Here is a 25,687-nt window from a genome sequence, read left to right as displayed (position 1 = left end):
GTTTTCTCTAGCGAGTAACGAGTAATGAGTAACGAGTAACGACTAACGATTAACGATTAACGACTAACGAGTAGATAGACTAAAGTTAGAACTTATTTTAGTTTTATACTTATTTATGCCTACCTACTTAAGTAAAAAAATACTGCTTTCACCCCTAGGTCAAGGGATAACAGTAATCACTACTTACTGTCATTGTTTTCTAATTCGATTACATGAATTGAAGATGACAGAAAAAGTTAGGAAGTATAATTAATGAATACATGAAAGTATTTTCAGCAATTAATCAAATGGATTCTTCCACTCCACTCAAAAAAAATCTTGCCACCTCTCAAGAGAGTCAAGATGATTTAACTTGTCATCCTCCTCATCCTATAGAAAATGTACATTTATCAGAGTTACCCCAGCAAATTCTTAGCCTACCAAAGGCGCAGCGCATGGCAGAGTTTTTTAGTTTACTGGGAGATCCCAATCGCTTGCGTATTCTTTCCGTGCTGGCGCGTGAAGAACTATGTGTCTGCGATTTAGCCGCTACCCTAGATATGAGCGAGTCGGCTGTTTCTCATCAATTGCGTACCTTAAGAACAATGCGCTTGGTAAGTTATCAAAAAAGAGGACGAAAAGTTTTCTATCGTCTTCAAGACCATCATGTTTTAGCACTTTACCAATCTGTCGCCGAACATCTAGACGAGATAGATTAAATGCTCTTCCTAATTTAACTTACTGGATAGAAAGAGCGTCGATCGATAACTTTTTTTATTTATCATTAGATCGCGATCGCAATATATTAAATATATAGATTTCACAGCGATCGCTTTTGAGAGTTTATGGTGTTTTATGTGGGTGAGAGTCATATCTCTGGCAAAGGCGTTTACCTAGCTTCGTATTCTGGGCAAAGACGCAGAGCTTTTTAAAATGATTGAAAAATTAGATGTTATGTTCTTCAAAAGTTACGATAATATTTTGCTCCTGGCATTGTTTTTTAATTAAGTTAATTTTAGAACTATTGTTCTCTAGTCCGAATAAATGGATACGCTTTTGATGATTAGGATAATGATAACCATAGGTTATGATTTGTCCCAAAGCAGCACTCCATTTCTTGATATGCTTTACCTCTATAATTTGATTGTTAGTTAATATGTCTATTCTGCCAGAGGGAACTTGAATCTCTATTTGACCATTTAAGGATTTGGCTAATTTATCTCGATAGTAACTTTCATTACGTTTTTCCTTTGGTTGATTAACTTTGGAATTATTACCTAAATCAATATCTTGCTGTTGTCGATGTTGAGATTCAGACACAGGATTTAGAAAAAAGTCTTGGAAGATCGCTTTAAGTTGTTTACTATTGGGTGCTAATCTTTTACCAACTTGTTTAACTATATTGCTTCTGCGTCTGAACATAATCTATTTACTATTTATAACGGCTGCAAAAAGTAAAAATGCTACACCAGCAGCAATAGCTATTTCTTCCAACCATTTACTACCACTAAATCTATACCAACGAGCAAAACTTTCCAAGATATTCAAAATAGACTCTAAACCCCAACCGAGAGCCTGAAGAGTAATATAAACTAGGGCTGCTACACCTAAAGCTTGAATAAAAGTATTTTTCAACAGGTTCATAAAACTACAAATGGAAATTGACTCTATGTATTCTTATAATTCCCAAAAAGATACTTTTTGAAACATAGTCAATACAAATACTCTGTTATGGTCAACCTCAGCAATTTAATCTTTTTAGAATAAAACAGTTTCATAAGCGATCGCTCTAATTACAATAGTGATGAAAAAACAAATGCGATCACTTTTAACCAATCTTTATGCCGATACTTTCGCTTCAATATATTCAATAGAACTACACGGTGACTTATTAACCAAAGTATAGTTCTTGGTAGTTAAAGGCGATCGCTATAATTACAATAGAGATAAAAAAAACAAGTGCGATCGCAAGTCAAAATTTCCTCAATACTTTCTGGGTTACCTTTACGATAGAATCTACCTTGAATGATGCTTACCTCAGAGCATTTTTATGAATATATTTTTAAAATAAATAGAAAAATCAAAATGAAATATTACGTTGTCTTTGATGGCAAGTGCAATCTCTGCACTAATTTTGCCCAAATTCTCAAGCAATTCGACCGAGAAAAAATGTTTGCTTACATTCCCATGCAGGATGAAACCAGGTTGGCAACAGAATTTGACATTACTGCCAAAGATTGCGAAGCAGGAATGATTTTGATCGATGCCAGCCATCCAGAACAAAGATGGCAGGGTAGCGAAGCAGCAGAAGAAATTGCTAGTTTGCTACCGATGGGAGATTTATTTGTTAATGCCTATCGCGCTATTCCTGGAATAAAATGGCTGGGCGATCGCAGTTACGAACAAATCCGCGACAATCGTTATCAATGGTTTGGAGAAAGAGAAGAAACTTGCAATTGCCCTTAATTTTCCAATTAACCAATACCAATCGAGTTAGGCTGTAAAAAACGATAGAAACAAAGTAGAAAATATGTCTAAACAAGTAATTTGGGTCAACGAACAAATCGATCCAGGTGGTTTGATTCATGCTTGTATCGCCTGTATGAATGAAGAAACGGCTAATGATTGTCATCAGAATTGGCAAAATAGCCTTACAGAACAACAAAAACAAAGTGGTTGGGTTGCTAGCCTCCGCACTGTAGATTCTTGGGATGATGTTCCCGTTAATGCTCTCAAACTAAGTTTTTAGCTGGGGTATTAAGGAAACTTGGTTACTACCTACTACCTATCCTGAAACTTGCCTTTCTATATTAAGCGGCGTTACAATTTGAAAAACGAAGTCATTATGAGTTTATTTTTTAATAAATAATTTATAGATTATTCAAAACTATGGACAAGCAAAATATAGAAAATTTAGTTATCATTGGTTCTGGTCCTGCGGGATATACGGCAGCGATATATGCAGCAAGAGCTAATCTTAAACCAGTCTTATTTGAAGGTTTCCAGGCTGGGGGAGTACCTGGGGGACAGTTGATGACTACCACTGAGGTAGAGAATTTTCCTGGGTTTCCCGAAGGAATTACAGGACCGAAACTGATGGAAAGAATGCGATCGCAAGCAGTCCGTTGGGGTACTGAATGTTATACCGAGGATGTGGTTAAGGTAGACCTATCTCAGCGTCCTTTTACCATTACTTCTACGGACAGAGAAGTTAAAGCCAACAGCATTATTATTGCTACTGGTGCAACAGCCAAACGTTTGGGCTTGCCTGGGGAAAAGCAATATTGGAATAATGGAATTTCCGCCTGTGCAATCTGCGATGGTGCGAGTCCTCTTTTCATAGGTAAGGATTTAGTAGTCATTGGTGGAGGAGATTCCGCAGCGGAAGAAGCGGTGTACCTAACTAAATATGGCAAACAGGTTCATTTATTGGTGCGTCGGGGAGAGATGCGCGCTAGTAAAGCGATGCAAGATCGGGTTTTAAATAATTCTAAAATAACCATTCATTGGCATACAGAAGCAGTAGATGTTTACGGCGAAAACAACTTAATGACGGGAATTACCGTCCGCAATACCCAAACGGGAGAAGAAAGCCAGATTCCCAGTAACGGTTTATTTTATGCGATCGGTCATCAGCCCAACACCGATTTATTTGAGAATCAAATCGAACTAGATGATGTAGGTTATGTAAAAGTTACCCCTGGCACTGTAGCAACTTCTGTAGAAGGGGTATATGCAGCAGGAGACGTACAAGACCATGAATATCGTCAAGCGGTTTCTGCAGCAGGTACGGGATGTATGGCAGCCCTAGCAGCAGAAAGATGGCTTTCAGAACATAATCTGATTGTGGAATACAGCCAGCAACCCCAAACAGAAAAAATAGAAACTGGCGAAACTACTAGTCAGGAGACAGCAACCACAGAAGAGACATTTGATATCAACCATACTAGCTACGTTGGCGGTTATGCTTTACGAAAACTATTCCACGAAAGCGATCGCCTATTAATGGTTAAATATGTTTCTCCTACTTGTGGTCCTTGTAAGATCTTATCGCCTATTTTAGATAAGGTAGTCCAAGAATATGAAGGTCGAATTCACTTTGTCGAAATAGATATTGTTGCCGATCCAGAAATTGCTCAAATGGGTCAAGTAGTCGGTACTCCAACGATACAGTTTTTCCGCGATCGCGAATTACTCCAAGAAGTTCGGGGAGTGAAACAAAAAAGCGAATACCGTCAGATTATTGAAAGTTATTTACCCGCTAGCGTTTATTTGGCGTTGCTGAATTTGATATTTGGTAGTTTACTCTGGAAATAAGACTGATATAATAGGAAATTCTGAGATAAAGATTTAACCCGACTCCCATTACAATGCAATCAATATAGGAGAATTTTAAAAAATGGCAAAACGCGAATCAGTTGTATTAAATCAAAGTGTAAGTAAATTAGGTAATAATGGCGATTTAGTAGATGTCGCTCCTGGTTATGCTCGTAACTATCTAATCCCTCAAGGATTGGCTAGTCTGGCAACCAAAGGAATCATCAAACAAGTAGAACTTAGAAGAGAAAAAGAAAGACAACAAAAACTAGCTGAAAAACAAGCAGCAGAAAACAAAAAAGTTGCTTTCAAAACTATTGGTAAGCTAACTATTCGCAAGAAAGTCGGGGAAGAGAACTCTATCTTTGGTACTGTTACCACTCAAGAAATTGCTGACATTATTAAAGAGCAAGCAGGTATTGAAGTAGATCGTCGCGGGATTGAAGTTCCCGATATTGGCACTACTGGAGACTACCAAGCAACAGTAAAATTACACCCCGAAGTTGTTGCCACTGTTGAATTCCAAGTTATTCCAGAATAAATAATAAATTAATCTACGTAAATAAAAGATTTAGGTAGGGTGGGCAATGCCCACCTTACTTCATAAAAAAATTGATTAAAAACCAAAGTAATTTGCCCGATCTTTACCCCAGCTTCACTTAAAAATCGGTGTCTTTACCAATTTACACTCTTTAAATTCTCCAACTATATTGGGATAGTAAATAGTATAAATTACGACAATTATAGGTAATTGTATTTTTCATTAATTACTGATTGTCTGAGTACTAAATAACTATTTTTAGTTTTATATACAAAAGCTTTTCTCAATATGAAAAACAAAGAGTTTCACAAACTTTTAAAAAAAAATAAATTAAATTCTAATTCGGGTTTTACTCTTACCGAACTACTAGTTGGTTTGATTATGAGTATTTTCGTAATTGGTGCATTAGGATTTGGCTTAATGCAAGTATTGCGACTGACTCAAAAAGGAAATTCCGAAACTTTAGTCCGAAATGACCTATCTCGCGCTTCAGAGTTTATCTCCGATGAGATGCGTCGAGCTAGTGCTGTTGTAGTCGATACATCTATTGGAAATTTGAATACTAATGATGATGCTGGTACAACAGAAGTTGATGAAACAATTGCTCCTGGTTACTCTCTTCCGACGGGAGGTACAGCGAGGTTAGCTTTACAAATTCCTGGAGTTACTCAAGCCGTAGTATATTCTGTTGCTCCACCAGAAAATAACTCTCCTTGGAAAGGTCCTTTAGTAATTTATAGATGGGGACCTAACTTTGATGCTAATGGTAACTATACTGATGCTGGTAATATTACAAATTGGGAGAACCAAGCATTAGTGGATGGTGTAAGCGATGCAAATCAAACTGCTAGTTGTGATTATAATGCAGATGGTGATGTTGCTGATGCTGGTGAAACAGTTAATTACCAGGGTTTCTTTGCTTGTATCGTAGATAATGACGGCGATGGTATAGCTGAAAATGCAGCAGATTCAAATGGCGATGGTCTAATTACCTTTGCCGACGATACCGCAGCAGATCTTAATGGAGATGGTGTATATAACAATGCAGACAATTTAACCGATACAAATGGCGATGGCGAAGTTACTATTGCTGATAGTGCATTAGATATTAACAATGATGGATTGGTAAACAATGATGATGCCGCTGATATAGATGGACTAGCAATTACCGCCCAGCTTTACTTTACTGGAGAAACCAAACAAGCGGATGGCATAAATACCGATACTTATTCCGCAGATACTAAAGCTGTAGCTAGAGCTAGAACCGCACCAGATAATAATTCTATTGATTTTGGCGGATATGTAACTTCTTTTAGAACTCTCGATCCCAGTTTTTCCTGTAGAGGAGGAACTCCTAAAGTTGATTGGTCGATGAGAACAGATTTTGGTAGTAGCACAAGTAATCCCAGCGATTTAAGTAAGTGGGATCATCAAACAAATCGACAACCTCAACCAATACAAATACAAGGAGATACATTAATTATCTCTTCTGTGCCCAGAGGTGTAGCTTCTGGTACTCAATGTCTCAACAGCAGATTGGGTAATGGACATGGTAACACTACCGATATACAAGATTTTGCAGGTAACAAAGCTTTAGGAGCAAATGACGATTGGCATACCGATCCTGATAACGATGTTGTCGCAATTTCCCATGTAATTGATTTTAACGATCCGAGAACTTTTAATGGCACTCCTACAAGTTGTAGTGGCAGTAGTTGTGACAGTAATGGATATGTTTACAACCAAGGAGAAACTTCATCAAATCCTTATGTAAGGATGTTTAAAGAAGGGTCTGTTATTTCTGTAAATGATTATCCGCCCTATGATATGAATAATGATGGAACTATTACAGTCGATTCTGGCGATCAAATATCTTTAGGAGAATTTTTGGTTAGTAAAGGACTGGCAACAGAAAGCCCTACTGGCGTGTATACTATCGATGGTTTAGAAAATGACGAACGAATAATTGCTTTTGAGGTAGGCAAAAGTGATGTTTCCGATCCAGCAAATACCCCTGGAGTGGATTTTCAAGACAATATTTTTGTCCTTCAAAACGATGCTTTTAGTCAAACTTACAACAGTACTCCAGACGATCCTAATAGTTATTCTGTAGTCAATTAATTTTTATTTAATGTCAAACATCAAAATTAAGCTAGAGAATCAATGGTGATTCTCTTTTTTGTTTTTTCTACCAAAGTTTTTTGATATTAAACAATCTCTTTTTTTCCAATCTAACGTAATACTAAATACAAACAAGAATGCAACAGATAATTTGTAGAGTGGGCGACCGAAGGAAGTACTTTAGTGCATTGCCCACCCCACCATTAGATTATTTTTATCTGTCGCCAACATTAATTAATTTGGTATGAGTTATCCTAAGTTGAATCAAGAAAAAACCTCCTTACCGTGAATAGATACTTACCTTTTGTTCCTGTTATGGGAATTGTTACGACGATCGCTTTAACTGCTCAATCAGTAATGGCTTTAGATATTGCTGAGGTCAAGGAAATCGTTAGAGAATATACAGTCCAACTGGAAGGAAAACACGATACTGGAACGGGGACAATTATCGGGCAAACTGGCAATCGGTATACTATTTTGACTTGTAAGCACGTTTTTAAAGGAGGGGGGAGTTTTCAAGTTAAAACAGCTGATGGTCAGATCCACAATGTAATTGCAGTTAAGAGTTTGGATAATTTTAAGATCGATCTGGCAGTTGCCTATTTTGTTAGTGAAGAAGATTATGCAATGGCAGAATTGGGCAGTTCTGAAGATTTGGCAGAATCGATTGATGGTTATGTAGCAGGGTATCCCGATCCTATTTATAAGATACCAGAAAGGTCTTATTTTTTTGAAGAGACCATGATTATTAGCAATCTGGAAACAGGAGAAAACGGCTATCGCATCGTTCATAATACTCCTACTACTGACGGTGCTTCGGGTGGGGGGATTTTCGATCTAGATGGTTATTTGGTAGGGGTAAATGGTCGGACTATTTCCGATGAATTTGGTAGGGCGCATCGCGGTTTGGCAATACCAGTAGAGATTTATCTCGATAAACGAGAATCTTTTACTGTTCTGACAACTGTAACTCGTCCTGCCGACGTAGTAACTATTGGCAGAGAAAAATTACAGCAACAAGACTATCGAGGCGCGATCGCGCAATTTCTTCGAGCTTTGGAGCTAGATGCAGCGGATTTTGATGCTTGGCAGGGTAAAGGAGAGGCTTATTATGGTTTAAATGATTTTACCGCTGCTATTGAAAATTTTGATGCTGCTTTAGAGGCAGATGGCGGTAATGCTAGTTTGTTTTTCTATCGCGGATCTGCCTACAGTCAATTAGATCGAGCGGAAAAAGCGATCGCTGATTACACTACAGCGATCGCTCTCGATCCCGATTATATAGAAGCTTATTACCAAAGAGCTTTGAAACACCTAGAACTCGGTCAAGACGTGCAAGTAGTGGCTAATTTCAATCAGGTTATTTTTCTCAATCCCAATGCCGTTGATGCTTATATTGGTAGGGGAAAAGCTTATTTTAATTTAGAAGAATATCAACGAGCGATCGCCGACTACAATCGCGCTATTCAAATCGATTCCCAAGCTGCCGAAGCATATTATCATCGGGGTTTTGTTCATCATACCCTAGGACAAGAGCAACAGGCGATCGCCGATTACAATCAGGCTGTTAATCTTAATCCTCAGTATGCTAATAACTATTACAATTAATCGCGATTTATAATCTGTATAACTTCTAAAAAGTATTCTTCATTAAAGCTTTAAACAGCAACTCTTATAAACTTTGCATAATCCCTAGTACTATATACATATTATATAACTATAAAATGTTACTAAAAAATTTGGAGTGCTGAAATGAAATCCCCTTCAGTTGGCAAAATAATTGCTTTATTGGCTATTTCAACTACGATTGCAGCATTGACTCCTGCTGCGGAAGCATCGAGTAATAAATATAGTTGTCAGAAAATTAATAATGATTATTATGTTTCTGCTCGTACTATTAGGGGGAATATGAATATGTTGAACTTTAAGCGCAATGTTTCGGAACAATGGTCTGCAGAAAAACGTTGTCAAACTGTAGCTCAAAGATTCCAAACTTTCTACGACAATGATATTTTAAGATATATCGGTGCGGGTCATGTGAATCAATCTCCCGTACTTTGTGCGGTAGCTGAGAAAGGAGATCTTTGTAATAGCAAAAATATTTTGGTCACCCTTCCCAATGGAACAGATCCAGTTTTACAAGCTAGAAAACTAATGGACATTAGAGGATTGTCTAGGGGAAGATTACTAGAAGTTAGTGGTAAAGATGGCAAGTTAGAAAGTTATATTAATGGTAATGCTTATTACGATCTGGAAATTTTAGAACAGTTATTTATTGAAGCAGAAAATAATAATGGCAATCCTGGAAGATAGCTTGACTAAAAAAATTAAAAGAATCTAAATAAATCGAGATATGCGATCTACGATCTAGAGAACTTCTTTATGATGAAAGAGGAATATCGCCAATAGACCTCTAAACTATGAGCAAAATCTCGGTCATCTATTCGCCAGAATTCCTCGAACACGATACGGGATACGGTCATCCAGAAAAAGCCAAACGATTGACAGCGATCGCCTCAGCCTTAAAACAAGTAGAATGGCAACAAGAAATAGCCTGGCATTTACCAACCCCCAGCCAAGAGAGAAATGTCTTGTCTGAAATCCAAAAAGTACACACTTCAGAACATATCGAGCGCATCAAACGGGTTGCAGAAAAAGGAGGGGGTTACTTAGATGGAGATACTCCCATATCAGCGCGGAGTTATGATGTCGCTTTATTAGCAGTAAGTGCTTGGCTAGATGGAATCGATCTTATCTTGAGCGATCGCCAACCGACATTTGTCTTATCTCGTCCTCCAGGTCATCATGCTACCAGAGATACAGCCATGGGTTTTTGTTTATTTTCTAATGCAGCGATCGCTGCTGAATATGCCTTAACCAAGCCAGGAATCGAACGAGTCGGGATTTTAGATTGGGACGTTCACCATGGTAACGGTACGGAAGCGATTGTCAAAGATAATCCTCAAATTGGATATTGTTCTTTGCACCAACATCCTTGTTACCCAGGTACGGGAATTAACCAACACCAAACAGGTAAATATAATAATATTCTCAATTTACCAATGATAGAAGGTAGCCAAATTGCCGACTATCAATTAGTTTTTGAAAGGGAAGTAATACCCTTTTTTCAAAATTTTAAGCCAGACATTTTAATTGTCAGTGCTGGCTATGATGCCAATCAAGACGATCCCTTAGCTGCTATGGCTTTGCAGCCTCAAGATTATAATTTATTAACAGAATATGTCTTGAAAATAACGAATTTTCCTTTATTCGGGCTAGAAGGAGGTTATGCTTTAGAAGCTTTAGCTAAATCTGTAGTTGCCACTTTAAGCATTTGTCTGCCATAGTTATTAATTATTTATCGATAATCTTACCTAAGTTTATTCTTCATTATTTTAATTTTGGGTTTTCTTTACCCTTTAACCTCTAATTCTGCTAGCTCTAATAGTGCATCTCTAAATCATATGAATATTGCTATCTCCGAACTTTCTTTGTTCCAGTTAACCCAGAACTTAGAACGACCTCTTGCTTCTATATCTATTGGTTCAGAGACTCTCAAATCCCACATTAGTTGCATTATTGACTTAGTAATTGAGAAACAGTTACGGGCAACGGTTTGGGTAAAATTACCTCAAACGAAGAGCTGGTTCGATAAAGTACAAAAATTACAGCAAGAGGGTAATACAGAAAAAATTTATTTATGTAATAGCAAACACAACTATCCTACTAGCACTTTTTTCGATAAAAACACTGAAGGAACTCCCATTGTTTCTTTAAAATTTGAGCGAACATCTATCTTACAAAAAGAATCTTTCTTAATTGTTTCTGCTCCTAATTTTTGTATTTTAGTTATAGCTCAGTGGCAAAAAGGAAAAATCCAAATAGAATCTTCAGGTAAAAGATTGCAGCAACCTTATTTAGAAATGGTTTCTAGTTTCGATACCGCAGTAATAGAGCGAATTTTAGGAGAAATTTCGACAAATGTTTCTTCAAGACTTTTCCCTATTCCAGAACAGCATTTAGTAACTAATGTCGATTTTAATACTCAAAATAAATTCTCTGGAGAATTACTGTTAAAACAAATTAGTCATAGCGAAACCATACAAACAAATCTAAATTCTTTAGCTAAAACCAATCATCAAACGGAAAAAGGTGCTACGGTGCTTGGCTTGCAAGAAGATTTTCTGAATAAATTAGTTCAAGAATTGCGCTCGCCGATCACTCACATGAAAACGGCTCTTAGCTTACTCGAATCAAAACAAATTAAGGGAGAACAACGTCAACGCTATCTCCAAATGGTTAGCGATGAATGCGATCGTCAAAATTCTCTGGTGGGAGGTTTGCTAGAATTGCTGCAATTAGACACTCCTATAGAAGCCGAGTATTTGCACCTTAATGATTTAGTACCTGGTATAGTTAGCACCTATCAACCTTTGGCAGAAGAAAAAAATATTCAGCTAGGCTACACCATCCCCACAAATATTCCTCCTATATTTTGCCCCCGTACTTGGTTTAGACAAATTATTATTAATCTCCTCAGTAATAGTTTGAGGTTTACTTCACCCAAAGGAAGAGTATTCGTTCAAGCGACTTTTAAAAATGATAATGATTATGTGGAAATCTCAGTTAATGATACGGGAGTAGGGATTCCTAATAGCGAGATCAATAAGATTTTTCATGGCTTCTATCGGACTAAGCCAACTATTGCCGAAGAAGTAACAGGAGCAGGTTTGGGTCTAACTTTAGTACAGCAATTAGTCTTGCGTTGTGGCGGATCTATCTCTGTAAATAGCAAAGTAGGCAAGGGTAGTAATTTCAAAATATCGATGCCCGCAGTACCTTTAGAATTAATTGACTGATTTTAGACAATTTGGGATCTGAGAAGACTATAGAGTAGGCATTAGCAATCGTTTACCCAATACCAGCAGATTGATGAATAAGTGGGTAACATCCGTTAAATAATATATTTTGTGTATTCATAGTACCATTTTATAAAACTGAAGGCATAATAGTGAGTAAAATTACTGATATGAGATGTATTTTAAATCATCTTTTGAGTGTTTGCACATAGCTTAAAATAATATGGTCTACTTTTTTAGTTATTTTATATAAGCAACTGAGAAGTTTTTCTAACCACCGAACGATTGCTAAAGCTTACTAAATCAATGGTTTACTGTCTATTGTAAGTATTGTTGTCTAGTTAGCCCTCTAACTTGTAATTGTGAGTTTATGGATATCGATCGCGCGATCGAAATTACAGGATAAACACTCAACTTTAATTAAAATTTAATAATTGTTAGATAAACATATCGATAGATACGGTTATCTAAATAAAGTTCTTGGCTTACTTTTTTAATTTATTTAAATTTTTTTATATATGCCTAGAGTGATTAAATCCCAAAGAATATAAAAATTAGGAGTTAATAATTCATTATGGAACTCATCCGCGAAATAGTAAAACAGGCGATACATACAGGCTACTTGACCTTGGAAGCAGAAGATAAACTGCGTAAAAAGTTAAAAGATAAATACGAGCTAGAAGATCTAGAAGCATTTATCAATTTACAACAAGCTGCTATGGTAGGCATGGTCAAACAAGAATCAAGAGAATTATTAGCTGCTACTAGTAAGTTTTCACAACTCTAGTTTTAAATTTAATTTATTCAATTTAATTATTTTTCTCTAGCTATGTACGGTCGATCGATTCTCCGTTGATGACTGTGTGTAGCTCCCATTCTGGGGAAGCTTGAGGATAGTCTAGGCGATAGTGTCCCCCTCTACTTTCAGTGCGATAAATAGCACTTTTAAGAATTAAATAACTAATATTGAGCAGGTTAAAAGTTTCTGCATAAAGTTTTAATTGGCATTCTGCTTGGGGAGAATTAAGTACAATCTCTTGTTGGGGAGATAAATCCAATAAATATTGCTTTAAAGGTAAATTCATAAATTGCGATCGCCACAATTTTACTTTAGATATTGCTTGGGTCATAGTTGTTTCGTGACGACAAATACCCGCACTTTGCCATACTAAATCTGGTAACTCTTGTCTTACTGAGTTAATCAAATCGACCGCTTCTTGCCAATTTTCATCCACCTCTAAAATCTTTGGAGAAGAATCTATTTCTAAAGGCATAGCTTGTAATTTAGCTAGTTGGGAAGCATAAACTACACATTCCAGTAAAGAATTACTAGCAAGACGATTTGCTCCATGAACTCCAGTACTAGCAGTTTCTCCCACGGCATAAAGTCCAGGAATAGAAGTGCGATTCATAGTATCTACTGCCACTCCTCCCATCCAATAATGAGCAGCAGGAGCAACAGGAATAGGACTGCTAAATAAATCGACATTCCAATGTTGGCAGACGCGAATAATATTGGGAAAACGATAGCGAATGCGCTCTTGAGGAATCGGCCGCAGATCTAGATAGACATTATCGTCGCCCGTTTTTTGCAAGTGGGTAAAAATAGCTCTACTGACAACATCTCTGGGGGCTAATTCCCCATCGGGATGGTAGTCAAAAGCGAAACGGTTGCCTGTTTTATCGATTAAATGCGCTCCTTCTCCTCTAACAGCCTCGCTGATTAAAAAACGGGGCGCGCCAGTCACGGTTAAAGCGGTGGGATGAAACTGCACGAATTCTGTATCTCTAATGGTCGCTCCGCTACGCCAAGCGATCGCAACTCCATCTCCAGTACTGACTGCGGGATTGGTAGTTTGGGAAAATACCTGTCCTCCTCCTCCCGTAGCTAAAATCACTGCTGAAGAACGAATCCAGCTAATTTTTCCCGATTTGAGGACGCTGATTCCCCGACAGGCTTGGTTATCCTCATCTTGCCACAGTTGTAAGGCAAAAGCTCCAGAAAGAACTTGTATATTATCTCGCTGTAATACCTGTTGGGCTAAAGTAGCCACAATTGCCCTTCCTGTCGTGTCAGCTGCATGAAGTACTCTAGGTCGAGAATGAGCAGCTTCTAGAGTCATTGCCAGTTGATTTTGATGGCGATCGAATGCCACTCCCATATCTACTAAAGATTTAATCGATTTAGCTGCATTATTAACCAGAAATTCAACTGCATCGCGATCGCACAACCCAGCACCAGCCTTGAGAGTATCTTGCAAATGCCATTGAGGAGAATCTTCAGGGCTAATTGCTGCGGCTATCCCTCCTTGCGCCCAATCACTCGCTCCCGTGTTAAGTTTGTCCTTGGTAATCAGGATAACTTGTAAATCCGAAGGCAGACACAACGCTCCATAAAGTCCTGCTGCACCCGAACCTACTACTATTACATCGAACTTAGAATAATTCAATTTTAACTTTGCTGACACATCTTAATTGAAATTTATCATGCCACATCCCGACCAAAAAACCACGCTCGATTGACAAACGTGGCTCGATCAAAACTCAATAATTTAATTAGTTAAGTTTTTTTAATATAGTCCTGGATTATAACGGTCATCTCCCGCATTCATAGAAGCTTCAACATCAGTAACAATAAATTGCTCCATGTTTGCTTGCAGACGTTCGATTTGACGTTCGCTTAAGCCAGGAATATCCAAAACATCGTTTACATCATTGTAAGGCGCGTTTTGGATGATTTTGCTAGCAAGAGTAGGATAAAATCCAGGTAATTTGCGGAATTCTCGAACATCACTGTTGTTCAAATCCAACTTGCCTCTAACCAATTCTCTACGCTTAGCATCTGCTGTATTAATACGAGCCAAAAGTGCGGGAGATTGGACATTAAACATCCCCATTTCACTAGCTTGGGCTGCTCCTGCAAATCCCCAAGAACCCAAGATTAACAACAAGGCAGCTATAATGCCTACAAATCTCTTCATTTAATTTAATTCCTCCTAATCTGAAAATGTTCTATTCACAAAGACCAAAAATCCCTGTAAATATTAATTTTTGTTTCCTATTCTTTTTTATTGCGGTTTTAATGCTCTGCAAACAAGTTAAACCTTATAGCAAATGGCGTTGATATATATCATAATTCTTTCATTCCATTTTTCAAACCTCAACTTTGCCCTTGCTGATTCTTCCCTCGACAAAACAACCAGACCACAGACATAATTAAACTGTTTATCTAAGCATAAGTTTGTTAAAGAAACTTTGTACTCTTTCTGTTTGTCACTATATCTAGTAAGTAAATAATCTATAATTTATATGAGTAGCTATTATCGAAAGTCAGCTAGAAAGAAACCAGTTTTGAAAGAATTAAAAGTATTAATTGCTTCGCTATCATTATTTTGGGCGGTCGAAATCTTAGATATGCTAGTTTTTCAAGGCAATCTAGACCAATACGGCATCAAACCTCGTCAAGCATCGGGATTGTGGGGAATTTTTCTCGCCCCCCTACTACATGGAGGTTTTGGTCATCTAATTGCTAATACCGTTCCCTTTCTTGTTTTGGGGTGGTTAACCATGTTACAAGAAACTAGCGATCTTTATATCGTTACTTTTATCGGGACGGTAGTTGGTGGTTTGGGAGTCTGGATCTTTGGCGCGCCTAATTCGGTTCATATTGGTGCGAGCATTTTAATCTACGCTTATCTGGGATTTTTGTTATTGCGGGGTTACTTCCAAAAAAACTTTCCCTCGATCGCTTTGTCAGTATTTGTGGCAATTATTTATGGCGGTCTAATTTGGGGAGTGCTTCCTAGTCGTATTGGCGTATCTTGGGAAGGGCATTTGTTTGGTTTTCTGGGTGGTGCGATCGCAGCGAGAATGATTGCTACCGAGAAAAAACCTCTTTAATATATCTTGGCTGGAATATTTTTATGTATAGATAAGATATATGCTCGGCGAAGATTAAATGAAGTTGGCTGAATTACAAAACACCTATGAAATAATTATTTTAGTGATAGCAGACAAGTTTTCTCTTATCACTATCAACTCGGTAATATAGTTAAAAAGAAGCACTATGACCATAGTGCTTCTTTTTCTTTCTTCATTATTCTATCTTTTCACTTAACTAGCTGGTAATGCTTTTGGCTGTTGAGTAGAGTTTTCTTCTAACAAAAGATTTCTAATTAATCTAGCTGCCATTTTCTGAGCTAGTCTTTCTGCTACTTGCTGACCAATTTGCTGGGTCTCTTGTCTGGTAATAATTTTGGCGACCACAGAAATTAAGCGACCTGGGTCGAAACCAGGAGTTTGCTGGAGAATACCAATGATATTTCTTAAATGAGTCATGGTGTAAGAATCTTCTTGAAACTCTGCGGGAGTTTCTTGGACTGCCAAACCAATTTGCTGGCGAAAAGCAGTAGAAATATTGAAAATAGCTCTGCGTCCAAAACTATCAATGACATTGACTAGCTCTTCAGCAATTTTTTCGCGGATAAAAATACCGCGATCGCTATATAAGTAATCTAATGCTTGATCTACTACTCCGTCAAAGTCATAGTCTCTAGAACCAGTAGCATTGTTGAGCAAGTTTTCTAAACGATGCCAGCGAAAGCCTTCTTCTTTAAATAGCAAATCTTTTAAAGATGCTCTCAATTCTGGTGCGGGGTCAGTTAGCAATCTTTTAGCAATGTAAGGATAAGCTTTACTAAGTACTTTAAACTCAGGATCGATACCAATGGCAATACCCTCTAAAGTTACCATCGAACGAATAATTAAAGCATAATAAGCAGGTACGGTAAAAGGAAACTCATACATCATTGCCGACATTTGATCGGTAATACTTTTAAAGTTTAATTCTGCTACTGTCGCTCCTAAAGCATTGCCAAACACGTTAGCTAAGGCAGGTACAATTGGTTCTAAGTTAGTGTCAGGAGTCAAAAAGTCTAGTTTGACATAATCTTGGGATAAAGACTCAAAATCTCGATTTACCAAGTGAACGACAGCTTCAATCAAACCATATCTTTGATAAGGCTTAATTCGACTCATCATGCCGAAGTCTAGATAAGCCAACCGACCATCCTTCATGGCTAACAAGTTACCTGGATGGGGATCGGCGTGGAAAAAGCCGTGTTCTAAAAGCTGTCTGAGAGAGCATTCTACCCCTACTTCGACTAGATGGGTGGCATCAATCCCCTGGGCTTGTACTGCTTCAATGTCGGTAAGTTTAGTGCCATCAATCCACTCCATAGTGAGAACCCGCTTACCAGTGTATTCCCAATAGATTTTAGGAACATAAATTTCTTCTATATAGCCATAAAGTTCGTTGAATTTATTAGCGTTACGTCCTTCTTGGTTATAATTGGTTTCTTCAAAAATTCGCTCTGCCAACTCGTCAATGATAGCTCGTAGATTGGAGCGAACAAATTTAACATTATCCTGTACCCAACCAGCTAATAAACGCATGATATAGATATCTAAGCTAATGCGATTATTCAACCCAGGACGCTGAACCTTAACGGCTACTTCTTCTCCTGTTTTCAACTTACCTTTATAAACCTGTCCCAAAGAAGCGGCTGCAATGGGTTGAGGAGAAAGTTCGGCATAAATTTCTTCTGGTCTTCTACCTAATTCTTCTTCAATAAAACGGAAAGCTACTTCATTGGGGAAAGAGGGAATTTTATCCTGTAAGGTAGTTAATTCTTCTAGATAAGTAGGAGGAACTACATCAGGTCGAGTAGAAAGAGCCTGACCAATTTTAATATATGCAGGGCCTAGCTTAGTCAAAATTTTGATTAACTGACGGGCTTTTTGTTTCTGCTTGATAATCGAATTTCCCGTAAAATTGTCCCACCAAACTCCCAAAGCAAAAATGGAAAATGGAAAAACAATGGCGAAAAATCTACCTAAGACAGCAAAAGGACGATTGCGATATCGTGCGTTATTAGTTTCTGGGTTGTAACGCCAGTCGGCATCTGGTTCGTCGTATGCCAAAGCGGTATCTTCGTAGGTGTCTATCGCCTGAGAGGGAACGTTGATGGTGTTTACTGTAGATAATGTCTGTTGAGGCATAAATTTAGGACTGACGCTGACAACTTTGTAAACAATTGTAACAAGATATTGAGTAGAACAACTCTATACATAGCTTAATATTTTCTGTTGATTCCCGAACATGGGGTATTACCGTATATTGACATTCACTAAAATAAATTCAACTCTTTAATTAAAAATATTGTTAAAAAACCGTCTACTATTAATTTAGTAGACGGTTCAACTATTGATTACTTGACTAGATAACATATCGATCTAGCAAACAAAACAATCTTTAAATCGAGGGAGATTTACTTAGCTTCTTGACGTGCTTTAGCTTCAGCAATTACTTCTTCGGCAACGTTTCTAGGACAAGGAGAATAATGGGAGAATTCCATCGAGAATTGTCCGCGTCCAGAAGTCATAGTACGCAAATCACCAATGTAACCAAACATTTCACTTAAAGGAGCTTCGGCTTTGATTCTGACACCCATAGGAGTAGTATTTTGAGACTTAATCATACCGCGACGACGATTAAGGTCGCCAATTACATCACCCATATGATCGTCAGGAGTAAATACATCAACGTTCATAATAGGCTCAAGAATTTGAGGACCTGCTTTGGGTATGGATTGACGGTAGCCAGACTTAGCCGCAATTTCAAAAGCGATCGCACTAGAGTCTACGGGGTGGAATGCACCATCGTTTAAAGTGATTTTCAGATCTACTAGAGGGAATCCAGCTAAAACGCCTTTTTCCAAACTGTTAGCAAAACCTTTTTCTACCGCAGGCCAGAATTCCCGAGGTACGTTACCGCCAGTAACTTTGGACTCGAATTCAAAACCAGATCCAGGCTCTCCAGGCTCAATAGTATAATCGATTTTACCAAACTGGCCAGAACCACCAGATTGTTTCTTGTGAGTGTAACTATCACTAATAGTTTTAGTGATCGACTCGCGATAAGCTACTTGAGGCTTACCTACTTCTACTTCTACTTTGTGAGTGCGCTTGAGGATATCCACCTTAATATCTAGGTGAAGTTCGCCCATACCTTTAATGATAGTTTCACCACTTTCGTGGTCGGTTTCGACATAGAAAGAAGGATCTTCTTGTACCATCTTGCTGAGTGCAATACCCATTTTTTCCGAAGCACCTTTGTTCTTGGGTGTTACGGCAATAGAAATTACAGGGTCGGGGAAGACCATTGGTTCTAGGGTTGCAGGCTGTTTGGGGTCGCAAAGAGTGTGACCTGTTTGTACATTTTTCAAACCGACGATCGCAATAATATCTCCTGCTTGGGCGGAGTCAATCTCTTCGCGAGAGTCTGCGTGCATCTCAACCATACGTCCGACACGCTCGGTTTTACCAGTAGCAGTATCAAGTACAGATTCGCCTTTTTTCAACGTACCAGAATAGATCCGAGTGAAAGTTAACGCGCCATAACGGTCATCCATAATTTTGAATGCTAAAGCACGCAAGGGTTTTTCGGGATCGACAATGGCGTATTCACCAGTTTCGTGACCTTCTAAATCCACTTCAGGCTGAGGGTTAACTTCTGTAGGATTAGGTAAATAGTCTACTACTGCATCTAATACTAACTGTACCCCTTTATTTTTAAAGGAAGAACCACAGTAAGTGGGGAAGAAAGCCAACTCGCGAGTACCTTTACGGATACAAGCTTTGATTTCATCAATAGAAAGCTCTTCTCCTTCGAGATATTTTTCCATCAAATCGTCATCTTGTTCGATCGCAGTTTCAATTAGTTTTTCGCGATATTCCGCTACTTTGTCAGCCATGTCTGCAGGAACATCTTTGATTTCAAAGTTTTCTGGTTGACCAGAATCATCCCATACCCAAGCTTTTTCGGTTAGAAGATCGACTACACCAACAAAATCATTTTCGATTCCGATAGGCAATACCATTACCAAAGGAGTCGCAGCCAAAATGTTTTCAACTTGTTGGCAAACGCTGTAAAAATCAGCACCAGTACGGTCTAACTTGTTTACGTAGATGATTCTTGCTACTTTGGATTCGTTAGCATAACGCCAGTTAGTCTCAGACTGAGGCTCAACCCCACCCGAACCACAGAACACGCCAATACCGCCGTCCAATACTTTTAAGGAACGATATACCTCGATGGTAAAGTCAACGTGACCAGGAGTATCAATGATGTTTAACTGATGATCTTTCCAGAAGCAGCTAGTCGCAGCAGATTGAATTGTAATACCGCGCTCTTTTTCTTGATCCATGAAGTCAGTTGTTGCTTCTCCATCATGAACCTCACCGATTTTGTGGCTTTTACCAGTAAGTTTGAGGATTCTTTCGGTAGTAGTGGTTTTTCCTGCATCTACGTGGGCGAAGATGCCTATGTTCCGATATCGAGTAAGGTCTTTCATTTTTGTCTATAGGTTTATGATTAATTTATGACCGCACGATCGCAATAGATTACCTGGAAGTAACACTATTCAGTGCGCGTAGTTTCGAGGTGTCCTCGAAACGCTGACCGCGCAGTAGATTTTACGTGCTATTTAATGAGGTCGCGAATTGGTGCATATCTAACCGTTTAGGGTTTGAATTTCAACCCAGATCGGGGATGTTGTGCTACCAATCTAATTTCTGATGGCAACGATGCCTATTATAATGCTAATTGTTAATTAATGATAAGATATATCGCTCGCCAGATCGTGACAAAAATGCCCACTAGACAATGGGTTGCTTTCACAACTGTCCCGATCGAATACCTTGATTCACCTTAAATTAGCAATAAAATCTGTGGCACTTAAGCCTATGCCAGATATCTTAATCAACGGGTTTCAGTCTAGTTTTGTAGATTGACTGACTCTTTTCTTGTTTGTCTTGGAAGTGACCTATATGTCTCAGGAAAAGATCTATTGATTAATGGCTTGTCTAGATATTCATTGTCCTTGTCTTGTTGGCAAGAGGCTATTTTTTACTACGATCATTAGTATAGCTTGAAATTTATTTAAGTCAAGAAAAATACAAAAAAACTTTTTTAATTCAGCCTGTTTGTTTGGTTAGTCATTGCGTTGGAAATATCGAACACTTGGTGAAAGTGTTAACAATGAATTTTCCTTTTCTAGGGATCTCCTATATTCACTAACGAACATTCGGTATAATCAACCAAGAAGTAATCTTAATTAAATGCCAAAAGAAGAAATAATTACCAAACTAATTCCCGTGTTCCGCCATTATGGCTATGAAGGAGCAACTGTATCTCGATTGTCAGCAGCAACAGGGTTGAAAAAAGCCAGCCTCTATCACCACTTTCAAGGAGGCAAAGAACAGATGGCGAAAGCAGTTTTAGAACAGATTGCCGATTGGGTTGAGGAAAATATCTTTATTCCCTTGCAATCGCCTGGAACGGTAAGAGAGCGTATTTTAGCCATGACAGAAGGCTTAGATAAATTCTACAAAAGCGGTCAATCTCCTTGTATTTTGGCGGTGATGTCTTTGGGCGAAGCAGATAATTTATTTCACCAACAATTAGAAGCATCCCTTCAAAGATGGCTAAACGAATTAGCTAAGGTAGTAGAAGAAACAGGCGTGACACCAGAAGAAGCAATCATTCGAGCGGAAGATGCCATGATATCAATTCAAGGTGCGCTAGTGCTTGTCAGAGTTACGGGCAATACACAACCGTTTCAAAGAACAATCGCCAATATCCCTAAAATTTTATTATTAGATTAAAAAAGTACTATTTCACCTTACCTCATCTAAGATTCCATCTATTACAGGGTGGGATTTTATTTTTGAAACTCCATTTGTAGCAAACATTTAAGTAATTCATCTTACTTAACTTTGCCAAAACGACGATCGCGTTTTTGATAGGTCAATAAAGCCTTGTGAAATTCAAGGCGATCAAAATCGGGCCACAAAGTCGGAGTGACATAAATTTCAGCGTATGCCATTTGCCAGAGTAAAAAATTACTAATGCGCATTTCTCCGCTGGTACGAATTAAAAGATCGGGATGAGGCAAATCTTTAGTGTATAAATGTTGCTCGAATAACTGTTCGTCAATCTGTGAAGGTTCTAAATAGCCTAGTTCTACTTTGGAAGCAAGATCTTGACAAGCCCGAACGATTTCCTGTCTGCCACCATAATTAGTCGCGATCGTAAATTCAATTCCTTGATTGTTTTTCGTATCTTCCATCGAGCGAGCGATTTCTTGGCGAAGAGATTCGGGTAAATCTTCCAGATTACCCACAAAACGGATTCTGACGTTTTCTTGTTTCATTTCCTCCAATTCCCGCCTCAAAACGCGCTCGAACAAAGTCATTAAAAACTGGACTTCATTGCGGGGTCTACCCCAATTTTCCGTTGAAAAAGCATAAGCCGTTAAAGCAGGAATTCCCCAATCTTTGCAGCAACGTAACAAATTCTTGAGGGCGTCTACTCCTTTTTGATGACCTATAATGCGCGGTTTTCCTTGATTTTTTGCCCAGCGACCGTTACCGTCCATAATTACTGCTACGTGCTGTGGCAGGCGGTTTGCGTCCAAATCTGTGGGTAATTGTTCCAAAGTAACAGGCTCTAGGCTCATCTTTAAATATCTAATGTCGAACGGGCAGTTATTAAACTTCGTTGTTTAATTTTTCTTATGAAAATCTGAAGGTCGCAGGCGCAAGAGTTTTTCCAATAAAACTTTTCCTTGAAAACCAATCTTCCTACTCAGACGTGCTGCTGCATCTCGCTCTACTATGGGAGCAAATCTAGCTTGCAACAATTCTTTAAGTTTACTACTGGTTAGGGGTCTATTTAACGTTCCTTTTTCTGCCAACGAGATCGAACCCGTTTCTTCCGATACGACAATACACAAACATTTTTCAACTCGTTCGGTAATTCCCATTGCAGCGCGATGGCGAGTACCCAACTGACGAGAAGCAGTACGTTCGGAGAGAGGTAAGATTACTGCTGCGGCTAAAATTCTCGAATCACTGATTAGCACAGCACCATCATGTAACAAAGTACTAGTTTGAAAAATGGTTTGTAAAAGTTCTTTCGATACTTCGGCATTTAAAGTCACTCCAGGAGACACAAAATCTTCTTCTTCTAAAGATCCTGTGGTTTCCATTAAGACTAATGCTCCCGTACGGTTTTGGGATAGTTCTTTTACGGCTTCGACAATGCGATCGATCGCGCTATCGGGTTGAGTCCTGGGTCTTCCCGAACTTTTGAACAGAGGTAATATTTCTCCTCGACCAATCTGTTCTAAAAAACGACGAAATTGAGATTGGAAAATTACTGCCATCGCTACAGCAGAACCCAATACCAATTTTTCTAATAAAAATTTAAGCAACCTGAGTTCCAACTGTCCGCTGATGACGGTTGCTAACATCAAGACAATAAAACCCCTCACCATCCACAAGCTACGTCTTTCTCCTTCGCCAATAATTAATAGCAAGGCGTAGCTGAGGGCTAAAACTAAGCCCAAATCGATGATATTGATTAAATCTGGTAACCAGGAAAGAACCCGCTCTAAGTCAGGAACAACACCCGACAATGACATTACTTTTATTACTCAGCTATGAATGGTTAGGGAAATACCTTACACGGCAAGGTATAAAATTAATCTTGCAAAAACTCGTACCAGCAACTGAAAAACAGTATGCTGGCTTCTATACTAAATCTACTTTTCTGGTTTTACCAGTCGTTCGGGAAGACGATCTCGCTCGATTAGATTGTGATAAGTTTCTCGTTCGATAATTAAATTTGCCTCTCCTTCATATACTACTACTGCTGCTGGTCTGCCAATACGATTATAGTTAGATGCCATGCTGTAGTTATAAGCTCCTGTATCTAGCACTACTAAAATATCTCCCATCTCGGTTTTAGGCAGTTCGGCGTTTTTAATTACTACGTCTCCCGATTCGCAATGTTTTCCAGCTACAGTTACTTTTTCGTCGATAGGGGCAGACATTTTATTGGCAATTACCGCACGATAAACCGATTGATAGGTAATAGGGCGAGGATTGTCAGACATCCCCCCGTCTACTGCTATGTAGGTATTAAAATCGGGAATTTCTTTGCGACTACCAACAGTGTAGGCTGTAACACAAGCAGAGCCTATTAGAGAACGTCCTGGTTCTGCCATTATTTTGGGTAAAGCTATGTCAGCCTCTTTACAAGCTTGTTCGATAGAAGTACTTACCGCTCGCACCCATTCTGATATGGTTGGAGGATCGTCAGATTCAACATATTTAATTCCCAAACCGCCACCAACATTAAGAGTGGTTACGGGTAATCCATAACTTTGGGCTTTGTTCATCCAGTCTACTAAAACCCCAGCTAAATCCTGGTGGGGTTGGCGTTCAAAAATTTGCGAGCCAATATGAGCGTGCAGACCAATACAGCTTATGCCAGATTGTTGAGTTAGGAAAATAAATACCTCTTCTAACTGGTTGGGATCGAAACCAAATTTACTATCTAAATGTCCAGTGCGAATATATTCGTGAGTGTGACATTCAATTCCAGGGGTGAGGCGAATCATGACTGGAACTGGTTTGCCCCTTTCTGAGGAAGCGATTTCTGCCAAAGTTTTTAACTCCAACCAATTATCTACCATGATAGTACAGCCAACTTCTACCGCAAATTCTAGTTCTGCTACGGATTTGTTATTGCCGTGAAAATAAATTTTTTCTGGGCTAACTCCTGCTTCTAGAGTAGTGTGTAACTCTCCTCCAGAAACTACATCAAAGCCAATTTCTTCGCTATCAATAATGCGACAAACTGCCAGACAACTCCAGGCTTTAGAAGCATAAATTACTTGAGATTCCCCGCTGTAATAGGTAGTAAAACTATCGCGATATTGTTGGCAAGCAGTTCTGAGGGTAAACTCATCTAAAATATATAATGGAGAACCATATTTTTGAACTAACTCTTGCAAATCGCAGCCACCAATTTCTAGACGATCTTCGTCATTAACTTGAGCCGTCAAAGGCATCAACTCTTGATTGGGAGAAGGAGGGATTGTTAGATCTGTAATTTGTGGGACATAACGATGACCAGTATTTGGTAAACTGCGATCGGTCGAAAGCATAATTTTTTTGTTTTTAAATCAGTAAAGTAATTTTTTGTGCGATTAACTATTCTCTAGTCTACAGTTAGGAGATGTCAAAAAACAGATAAAAGACTCACTAGCAGCTGGAGGCTATTTAGGTGAAATTTATTATTTAGTGAAAATTTTAGAAATTAAACTTTTAAAACATTCTCAGATAGAAGAAATAGTTGCTTTAGATCGAATCTGTTTGGGAGGTTTGTGGACGGCAGAAGGATATGCCAGAGAAATTAATAGTCCTAATAGTAACTTGTTGATTTTGAGGCTAAGTAATAGCTCTACCTCAAAAGCCAACTCTAAAATTATCGGCATTGCTTCTCTGTGGTCGATTTTAGAAGAAGCCCATATTACCTTGTTAGCAATCCATCCTAAATACCGCAGACAAGGGTTAGGAACTTTACTATTACTAGCTTTATTAAAAAATGCGATCGCCCGACAACTAGAATGGGCTACTTTGGAAGTTAATGTTAACAATCAAAGTGCCATTAAGTTATATCAGAAATTCGGTTTTGAAGTAGTTGGAACGAGAAAAAAATATTATCAATCAACGGGAGATGACGCTTCGATCCTGTGGCTGAAAAACATACAAGATTCTAGTTTTCAAAGTAGTTTGGACGGGTGGCGGAAAAAGCTAGAGGGTTCTTTACGTCATAACCATTACCATTTGTACGTAGAGTAAAATGGTTAGATCCAATACCGTATTTTCCTCCCTTTTATACTGGGTCATGAAATTAATAGGCTGTGCTAGAATCACCATATCACGGGCAAGCAGCAGG

23 protein-coding genes are annotated in these 25,687 nt (G+C 38.5%); 14 read left to right on the top strand and 9 right to left on the bottom strand.

Annotated features, from left to right (window positions below; translation table 11 throughout):
• Nucleotides 1-287: 287 nt before the first annotated feature.
• Nucleotides 288-698: an ArsR/SmtB family transcription factor gene (locus tag AC33VI_RS10400; protein WP_491782193.1), complete on the top strand. Its 411-nt coding sequence runs from the start codon at nucleotides 288-290 to the stop codon at nucleotides 696-698.
• A gap of 226 nt (nucleotides 699-924) precedes the next feature.
• Here the strand turns inward: AC33VI_RS10400 and AC33VI_RS10395 are convergent, their stop codons facing one another.
• Entirely contained in the window at nucleotides 925-1,401 is a 477-nt protein-coding gene (locus AC33VI_RS10395) for a hypothetical protein (RefSeq protein WP_491782192.1), read from the bottom strand.
• A gap of 3 nt (nucleotides 1,402-1,404) precedes the next feature.
• Complete coding sequence (locus tag AC33VI_RS10390; RefSeq protein WP_491782191.1) at nucleotides 1,405-1,623, bottom strand: hypothetical protein; 219 nt, start codon at nucleotides 1,621-1,623, stop codon at nucleotides 1,405-1,407.
• A gap of 441 nt (nucleotides 1,624-2,064) precedes the next feature.
• Between AC33VI_RS10390 and AC33VI_RS10385 the strand changes: the two genes are divergently transcribed.
• The 10 genes from AC33VI_RS10385 (at nucleotide 2,065) to AC33VI_RS10340 (ending at nucleotide 12,604) form a co-directional block, all read left to right on the top strand.
• Nucleotides 2,065-2,445 (top strand): thiol-disulfide oxidoreductase DCC family protein, encoded by a 381-nt coding sequence (locus tag AC33VI_RS10385; protein ID WP_491782190.1) that lies wholly within the window; start codon nucleotides 2,065-2,067, stop codon nucleotides 2,443-2,445.
• A gap of 64 nt (nucleotides 2,446-2,509) precedes the next feature.
• The gene (locus tag AC33VI_RS10380; protein WP_491782189.1) at nucleotides 2,510-2,728 is read left to right on the top strand and encodes a glycogen debranching protein; all 219 of its coding nucleotides are present in this window, start codon (nucleotides 2,510-2,512) and stop codon (nucleotides 2,726-2,728) included.
• Between the two features lie 140 nt (nucleotides 2,729-2,868).
• Entirely contained in the window at nucleotides 2,869-4,296 is a 1,428-nt protein-coding gene (gene trxB / locus AC33VI_RS10375; protein WP_491782188.1) for a thioredoxin-disulfide reductase, read from the top strand.
• Between the two features lie 82 nt (nucleotides 4,297-4,378).
• Nucleotides 4,379-4,837 (top strand): 50S ribosomal protein L9, encoded by a 459-nt coding sequence (rplI, locus tag AC33VI_RS10370; protein ID WP_491782187.1) that lies wholly within the window; start codon nucleotides 4,379-4,381, stop codon nucleotides 4,835-4,837.
• Nucleotides 4,838-5,125: 288 nt separating this feature from the next.
• Nucleotides 5,126-6,958 (top strand): PilW family protein, encoded by a 1,833-nt coding sequence (locus AC33VI_RS10365; protein WP_491782186.1) that lies wholly within the window; start codon nucleotides 5,126-5,128, stop codon nucleotides 6,956-6,958.
• A gap of 285 nt (nucleotides 6,959-7,243) precedes the next feature.
• A complete protein-coding gene (locus tag AC33VI_RS10360) occupies nucleotides 7,244-8,566 on the top strand; it encodes a tetratricopeptide repeat-containing S1 family peptidase (protein ID WP_491782185.1) in 1,323 nt (440 codons plus the stop codon).
• Between the two features lie 144 nt (nucleotides 8,567-8,710).
• Entirely contained in the window at nucleotides 8,711-9,271 is a 561-nt protein-coding gene (locus AC33VI_RS10355; RefSeq protein ID WP_491782184.1) for a COP23 domain-containing protein, read from the top strand.
• Between the two features lie 107 nt (nucleotides 9,272-9,378).
• Nucleotides 9,379-10,305, top strand: coding sequence for a histone deacetylase family protein (locus AC33VI_RS10350; protein WP_491782183.1), 927 nt, complete (start codon nucleotides 9,379-9,381; stop codon nucleotides 10,303-10,305).
• Between the two features lie 117 nt (nucleotides 10,306-10,422).
• Nucleotides 10,423-11,817, top strand: a complete 1,395-nt coding sequence (locus AC33VI_RS10345) for an ATP-binding protein (protein ID WP_491782182.1) — start codon at nucleotides 10,423-10,425, stop codon at nucleotides 11,815-11,817.
• Nucleotides 11,818-12,391: 574 nt separating this feature from the next.
• Nucleotides 12,392-12,604 (top strand): hypothetical protein, encoded by a 213-nt coding sequence (locus AC33VI_RS10340; protein WP_491782181.1) that lies wholly within the window; start codon nucleotides 12,392-12,394, stop codon nucleotides 12,602-12,604.
• A gap of 40 nt (nucleotides 12,605-12,644) precedes the next feature.
• Here AC33VI_RS10340 and nadB read toward each other — a convergent pair whose 3' ends face one another.
• Together nadB and psbU are read right to left on the bottom strand one after the other, a co-directional pair.
• Nucleotides 12,645-14,285, bottom strand: a complete 1,641-nt coding sequence (nadB, locus tag AC33VI_RS10335; RefSeq protein ID WP_491782180.1) for an L-aspartate oxidase — start codon at nucleotides 14,283-14,285, stop codon at nucleotides 12,645-12,647.
• Nucleotides 14,286-14,387: 102 nt separating this feature from the next.
• On the bottom strand, nucleotides 14,388-14,798 hold the full coding sequence (gene psbU / locus AC33VI_RS10330) for a photosystem II complex extrinsic protein PsbU (RefSeq protein WP_491782179.1): 411 nt from the start codon (nucleotides 14,796-14,798) through the stop codon (nucleotides 14,388-14,390).
• Between the two features lie 328 nt (nucleotides 14,799-15,126).
• On the opposite strand from psbU, the gene AC33VI_RS10325 reads away from it, so the two are divergent.
• Nucleotides 15,127-15,717 (top strand): rhomboid family intramembrane serine protease, encoded by a 591-nt coding sequence (locus AC33VI_RS10325; protein WP_491782178.1) that lies wholly within the window; start codon nucleotides 15,127-15,129, stop codon nucleotides 15,715-15,717.
• A gap of 213 nt (nucleotides 15,718-15,930) precedes the next feature.
• On the opposite strand, the gene AC33VI_RS10320 is transcribed toward AC33VI_RS10325, so the two are convergent.
• Both AC33VI_RS10320 and fusA read right to left on the bottom strand, forming a co-directional pair.
• Nucleotides 15,931-17,877, bottom strand: a complete 1,947-nt coding sequence (locus AC33VI_RS10320) for an ABC1 kinase family protein (protein ID WP_491782177.1) — start codon at nucleotides 17,875-17,877, stop codon at nucleotides 15,931-15,933.
• 269 nt (nucleotides 17,878-18,146) lie between these two features.
• Nucleotides 18,147-20,231 carry an elongation factor G gene (gene fusA, locus AC33VI_RS10315; RefSeq protein WP_491782176.1) on the bottom strand — a complete coding sequence of 695 codons (2,085 nt, stop codon included), beginning with the start codon at nucleotides 20,229-20,231 and terminating at the stop codon, nucleotides 18,147-18,149.
• 766 nt (nucleotides 20,232-20,997) lie between these two features.
• Between fusA and AC33VI_RS10310 the strand changes: the two genes are divergently transcribed.
• Nucleotides 20,998-21,543 (top strand): TetR/AcrR family transcriptional regulator, encoded by a 546-nt coding sequence (locus AC33VI_RS10310; RefSeq protein ID WP_491782175.1) that lies wholly within the window; start codon nucleotides 20,998-21,000, stop codon nucleotides 21,541-21,543.
• 101 nt (nucleotides 21,544-21,644) lie between these two features.
• On the opposite strand, the gene uppS is transcribed toward AC33VI_RS10310, so the two are convergent.
• The 3 genes from uppS to lysA all read right to left on the bottom strand — a co-directional run bounded on the left by uppS (nucleotide 21,645) and on the right by lysA (nucleotide 24,893).
• Nucleotides 21,645-22,397 (bottom strand): polyprenyl diphosphate synthase, encoded by a 753-nt coding sequence (gene uppS / locus AC33VI_RS10305; protein ID WP_491782174.1) that lies wholly within the window; start codon nucleotides 22,395-22,397, stop codon nucleotides 21,645-21,647.
• Between the two features lie 45 nt (nucleotides 22,398-22,442).
• A complete protein-coding gene (gene cdaA, locus AC33VI_RS10300) occupies nucleotides 22,443-23,363 on the bottom strand; it encodes a diadenylate cyclase CdaA (RefSeq protein WP_491782173.1) in 921 nt (306 codons plus the stop codon).
• Between the two features lie 120 nt (nucleotides 23,364-23,483).
• The gene (gene lysA, locus AC33VI_RS10295; protein WP_491782172.1) at nucleotides 23,484-24,893 is read right to left on the bottom strand and encodes a diaminopimelate decarboxylase; all 1,410 of its coding nucleotides are present in this window, start codon (nucleotides 24,891-24,893) and stop codon (nucleotides 23,484-23,486) included.
• 136 nt (nucleotides 24,894-25,029) lie between these two features.
• Here lysA and rimI point away from each other — a divergent pair, with 136 nt between their 5' ends.
• Entirely contained in the window at nucleotides 25,030-25,590 is a 561-nt protein-coding gene (gene rimI, locus AC33VI_RS10290) for a ribosomal protein S18-alanine N-acetyltransferase (protein ID WP_491782171.1), read from the top strand.
• The last annotated feature ends 97 nt before the right edge of the window (nucleotides 25,591-25,687 follow it).

It is taken from the genome of Waterburya sp. (genome assembly GCF_058530065.1).
This window is presented reverse-complemented; position numbering and strand designations above follow the sequence as displayed.

Coding starts and splice junctions, on each gene's coding strand:
- rplI (WP_491782187.1), top strand. CDS start 4,379: ATGGCAAAACGCGAATCAGTTGTATTAAATCAAAGTGTAAGTAAATTA.
- AC33VI_RS10390 (WP_491782191.1), bottom strand. CDS start 1,623: ATGAACCTGTTGAAAAATACTTTTATTCAAGCTTTAGGTGTAGCAGCC.
- AC33VI_RS10345 (WP_491782182.1), top strand. CDS start 10,423: ATGAATATTGCTATCTCCGAACTTTCTTTGTTCCAGTTAACCCAGAAC.
- AC33VI_RS10400 (WP_491782193.1), top strand. CDS start 288: ATGGATTCTTCCACTCCACTCAAAAAAAATCTTGCCACCTCTCAAGAG.
- cdaA (WP_491782173.1), bottom strand. CDS start 23,363: ATGTCATTGTCGGGTGTTGTTCCTGACTTAGAGCGGGTTCTTTCCTGG.
- AC33VI_RS10365 (WP_491782186.1), top strand. CDS start 5,126: ATGAAAAACAAAGAGTTTCACAAACTTTTAAAAAAAAATAAATTAAAT.
- psbU (WP_491782179.1), bottom strand. CDS start 14,798: ATGAAGAGATTTGTAGGCATTATAGCTGCCTTGTTGTTAATCTTGGGT.
- lysA (WP_491782172.1), bottom strand. CDS start 24,893: ATGCTTTCGACCGATCGCAGTTTACCAAATACTGGTCATCGTTATGTC.
- AC33VI_RS10325 (WP_491782178.1), top strand. CDS start 15,127: ATGAGTAGCTATTATCGAAAGTCAGCTAGAAAGAAACCAGTTTTGAAA.
- AC33VI_RS10340 (WP_491782181.1), top strand. CDS start 12,392: ATGGAACTCATCCGCGAAATAGTAAAACAGGCGATACATACAGGCTAC.
- AC33VI_RS10320 (WP_491782177.1), bottom strand. CDS start 17,877: ATGCCTCAACAGACATTATCTACAGTAAACACCATCAACGTTCCCTCT.
- uppS (WP_491782174.1), bottom strand. CDS start 22,397: ATGAGCCTAGAGCCTGTTACTTTGGAACAATTACCCACAGATTTGGAC.
- AC33VI_RS10385 (WP_491782190.1), top strand. CDS start 2,065: ATGAAATATTACGTTGTCTTTGATGGCAAGTGCAATCTCTGCACTAAT.
- AC33VI_RS10355 (WP_491782184.1), top strand. CDS start 8,711: ATGAAATCCCCTTCAGTTGGCAAAATAATTGCTTTATTGGCTATTTCA.
- AC33VI_RS10310 (WP_491782175.1), top strand. CDS start 20,998: ATGCCAAAAGAAGAAATAATTACCAAACTAATTCCCGTGTTCCGCCAT.
- trxB (WP_491782188.1), top strand. CDS start 2,869: ATGGACAAGCAAAATATAGAAAATTTAGTTATCATTGGTTCTGGTCCT.
- AC33VI_RS10395 (WP_491782192.1), bottom strand. CDS start 1,401: ATGTTCAGACGCAGAAGCAATATAGTTAAACAAGTTGGTAAAAGATTA.
- AC33VI_RS10380 (WP_491782189.1), top strand. CDS start 2,510: ATGTCTAAACAAGTAATTTGGGTCAACGAACAAATCGATCCAGGTGGT.
- fusA (WP_491782176.1), bottom strand. CDS start 20,231: ATGAAAGACCTTACTCGATATCGGAACATAGGCATCTTCGCCCACGTA.
- AC33VI_RS10350 (WP_491782183.1), top strand. CDS start 9,379: ATGAGCAAAATCTCGGTCATCTATTCGCCAGAATTCCTCGAACACGAT.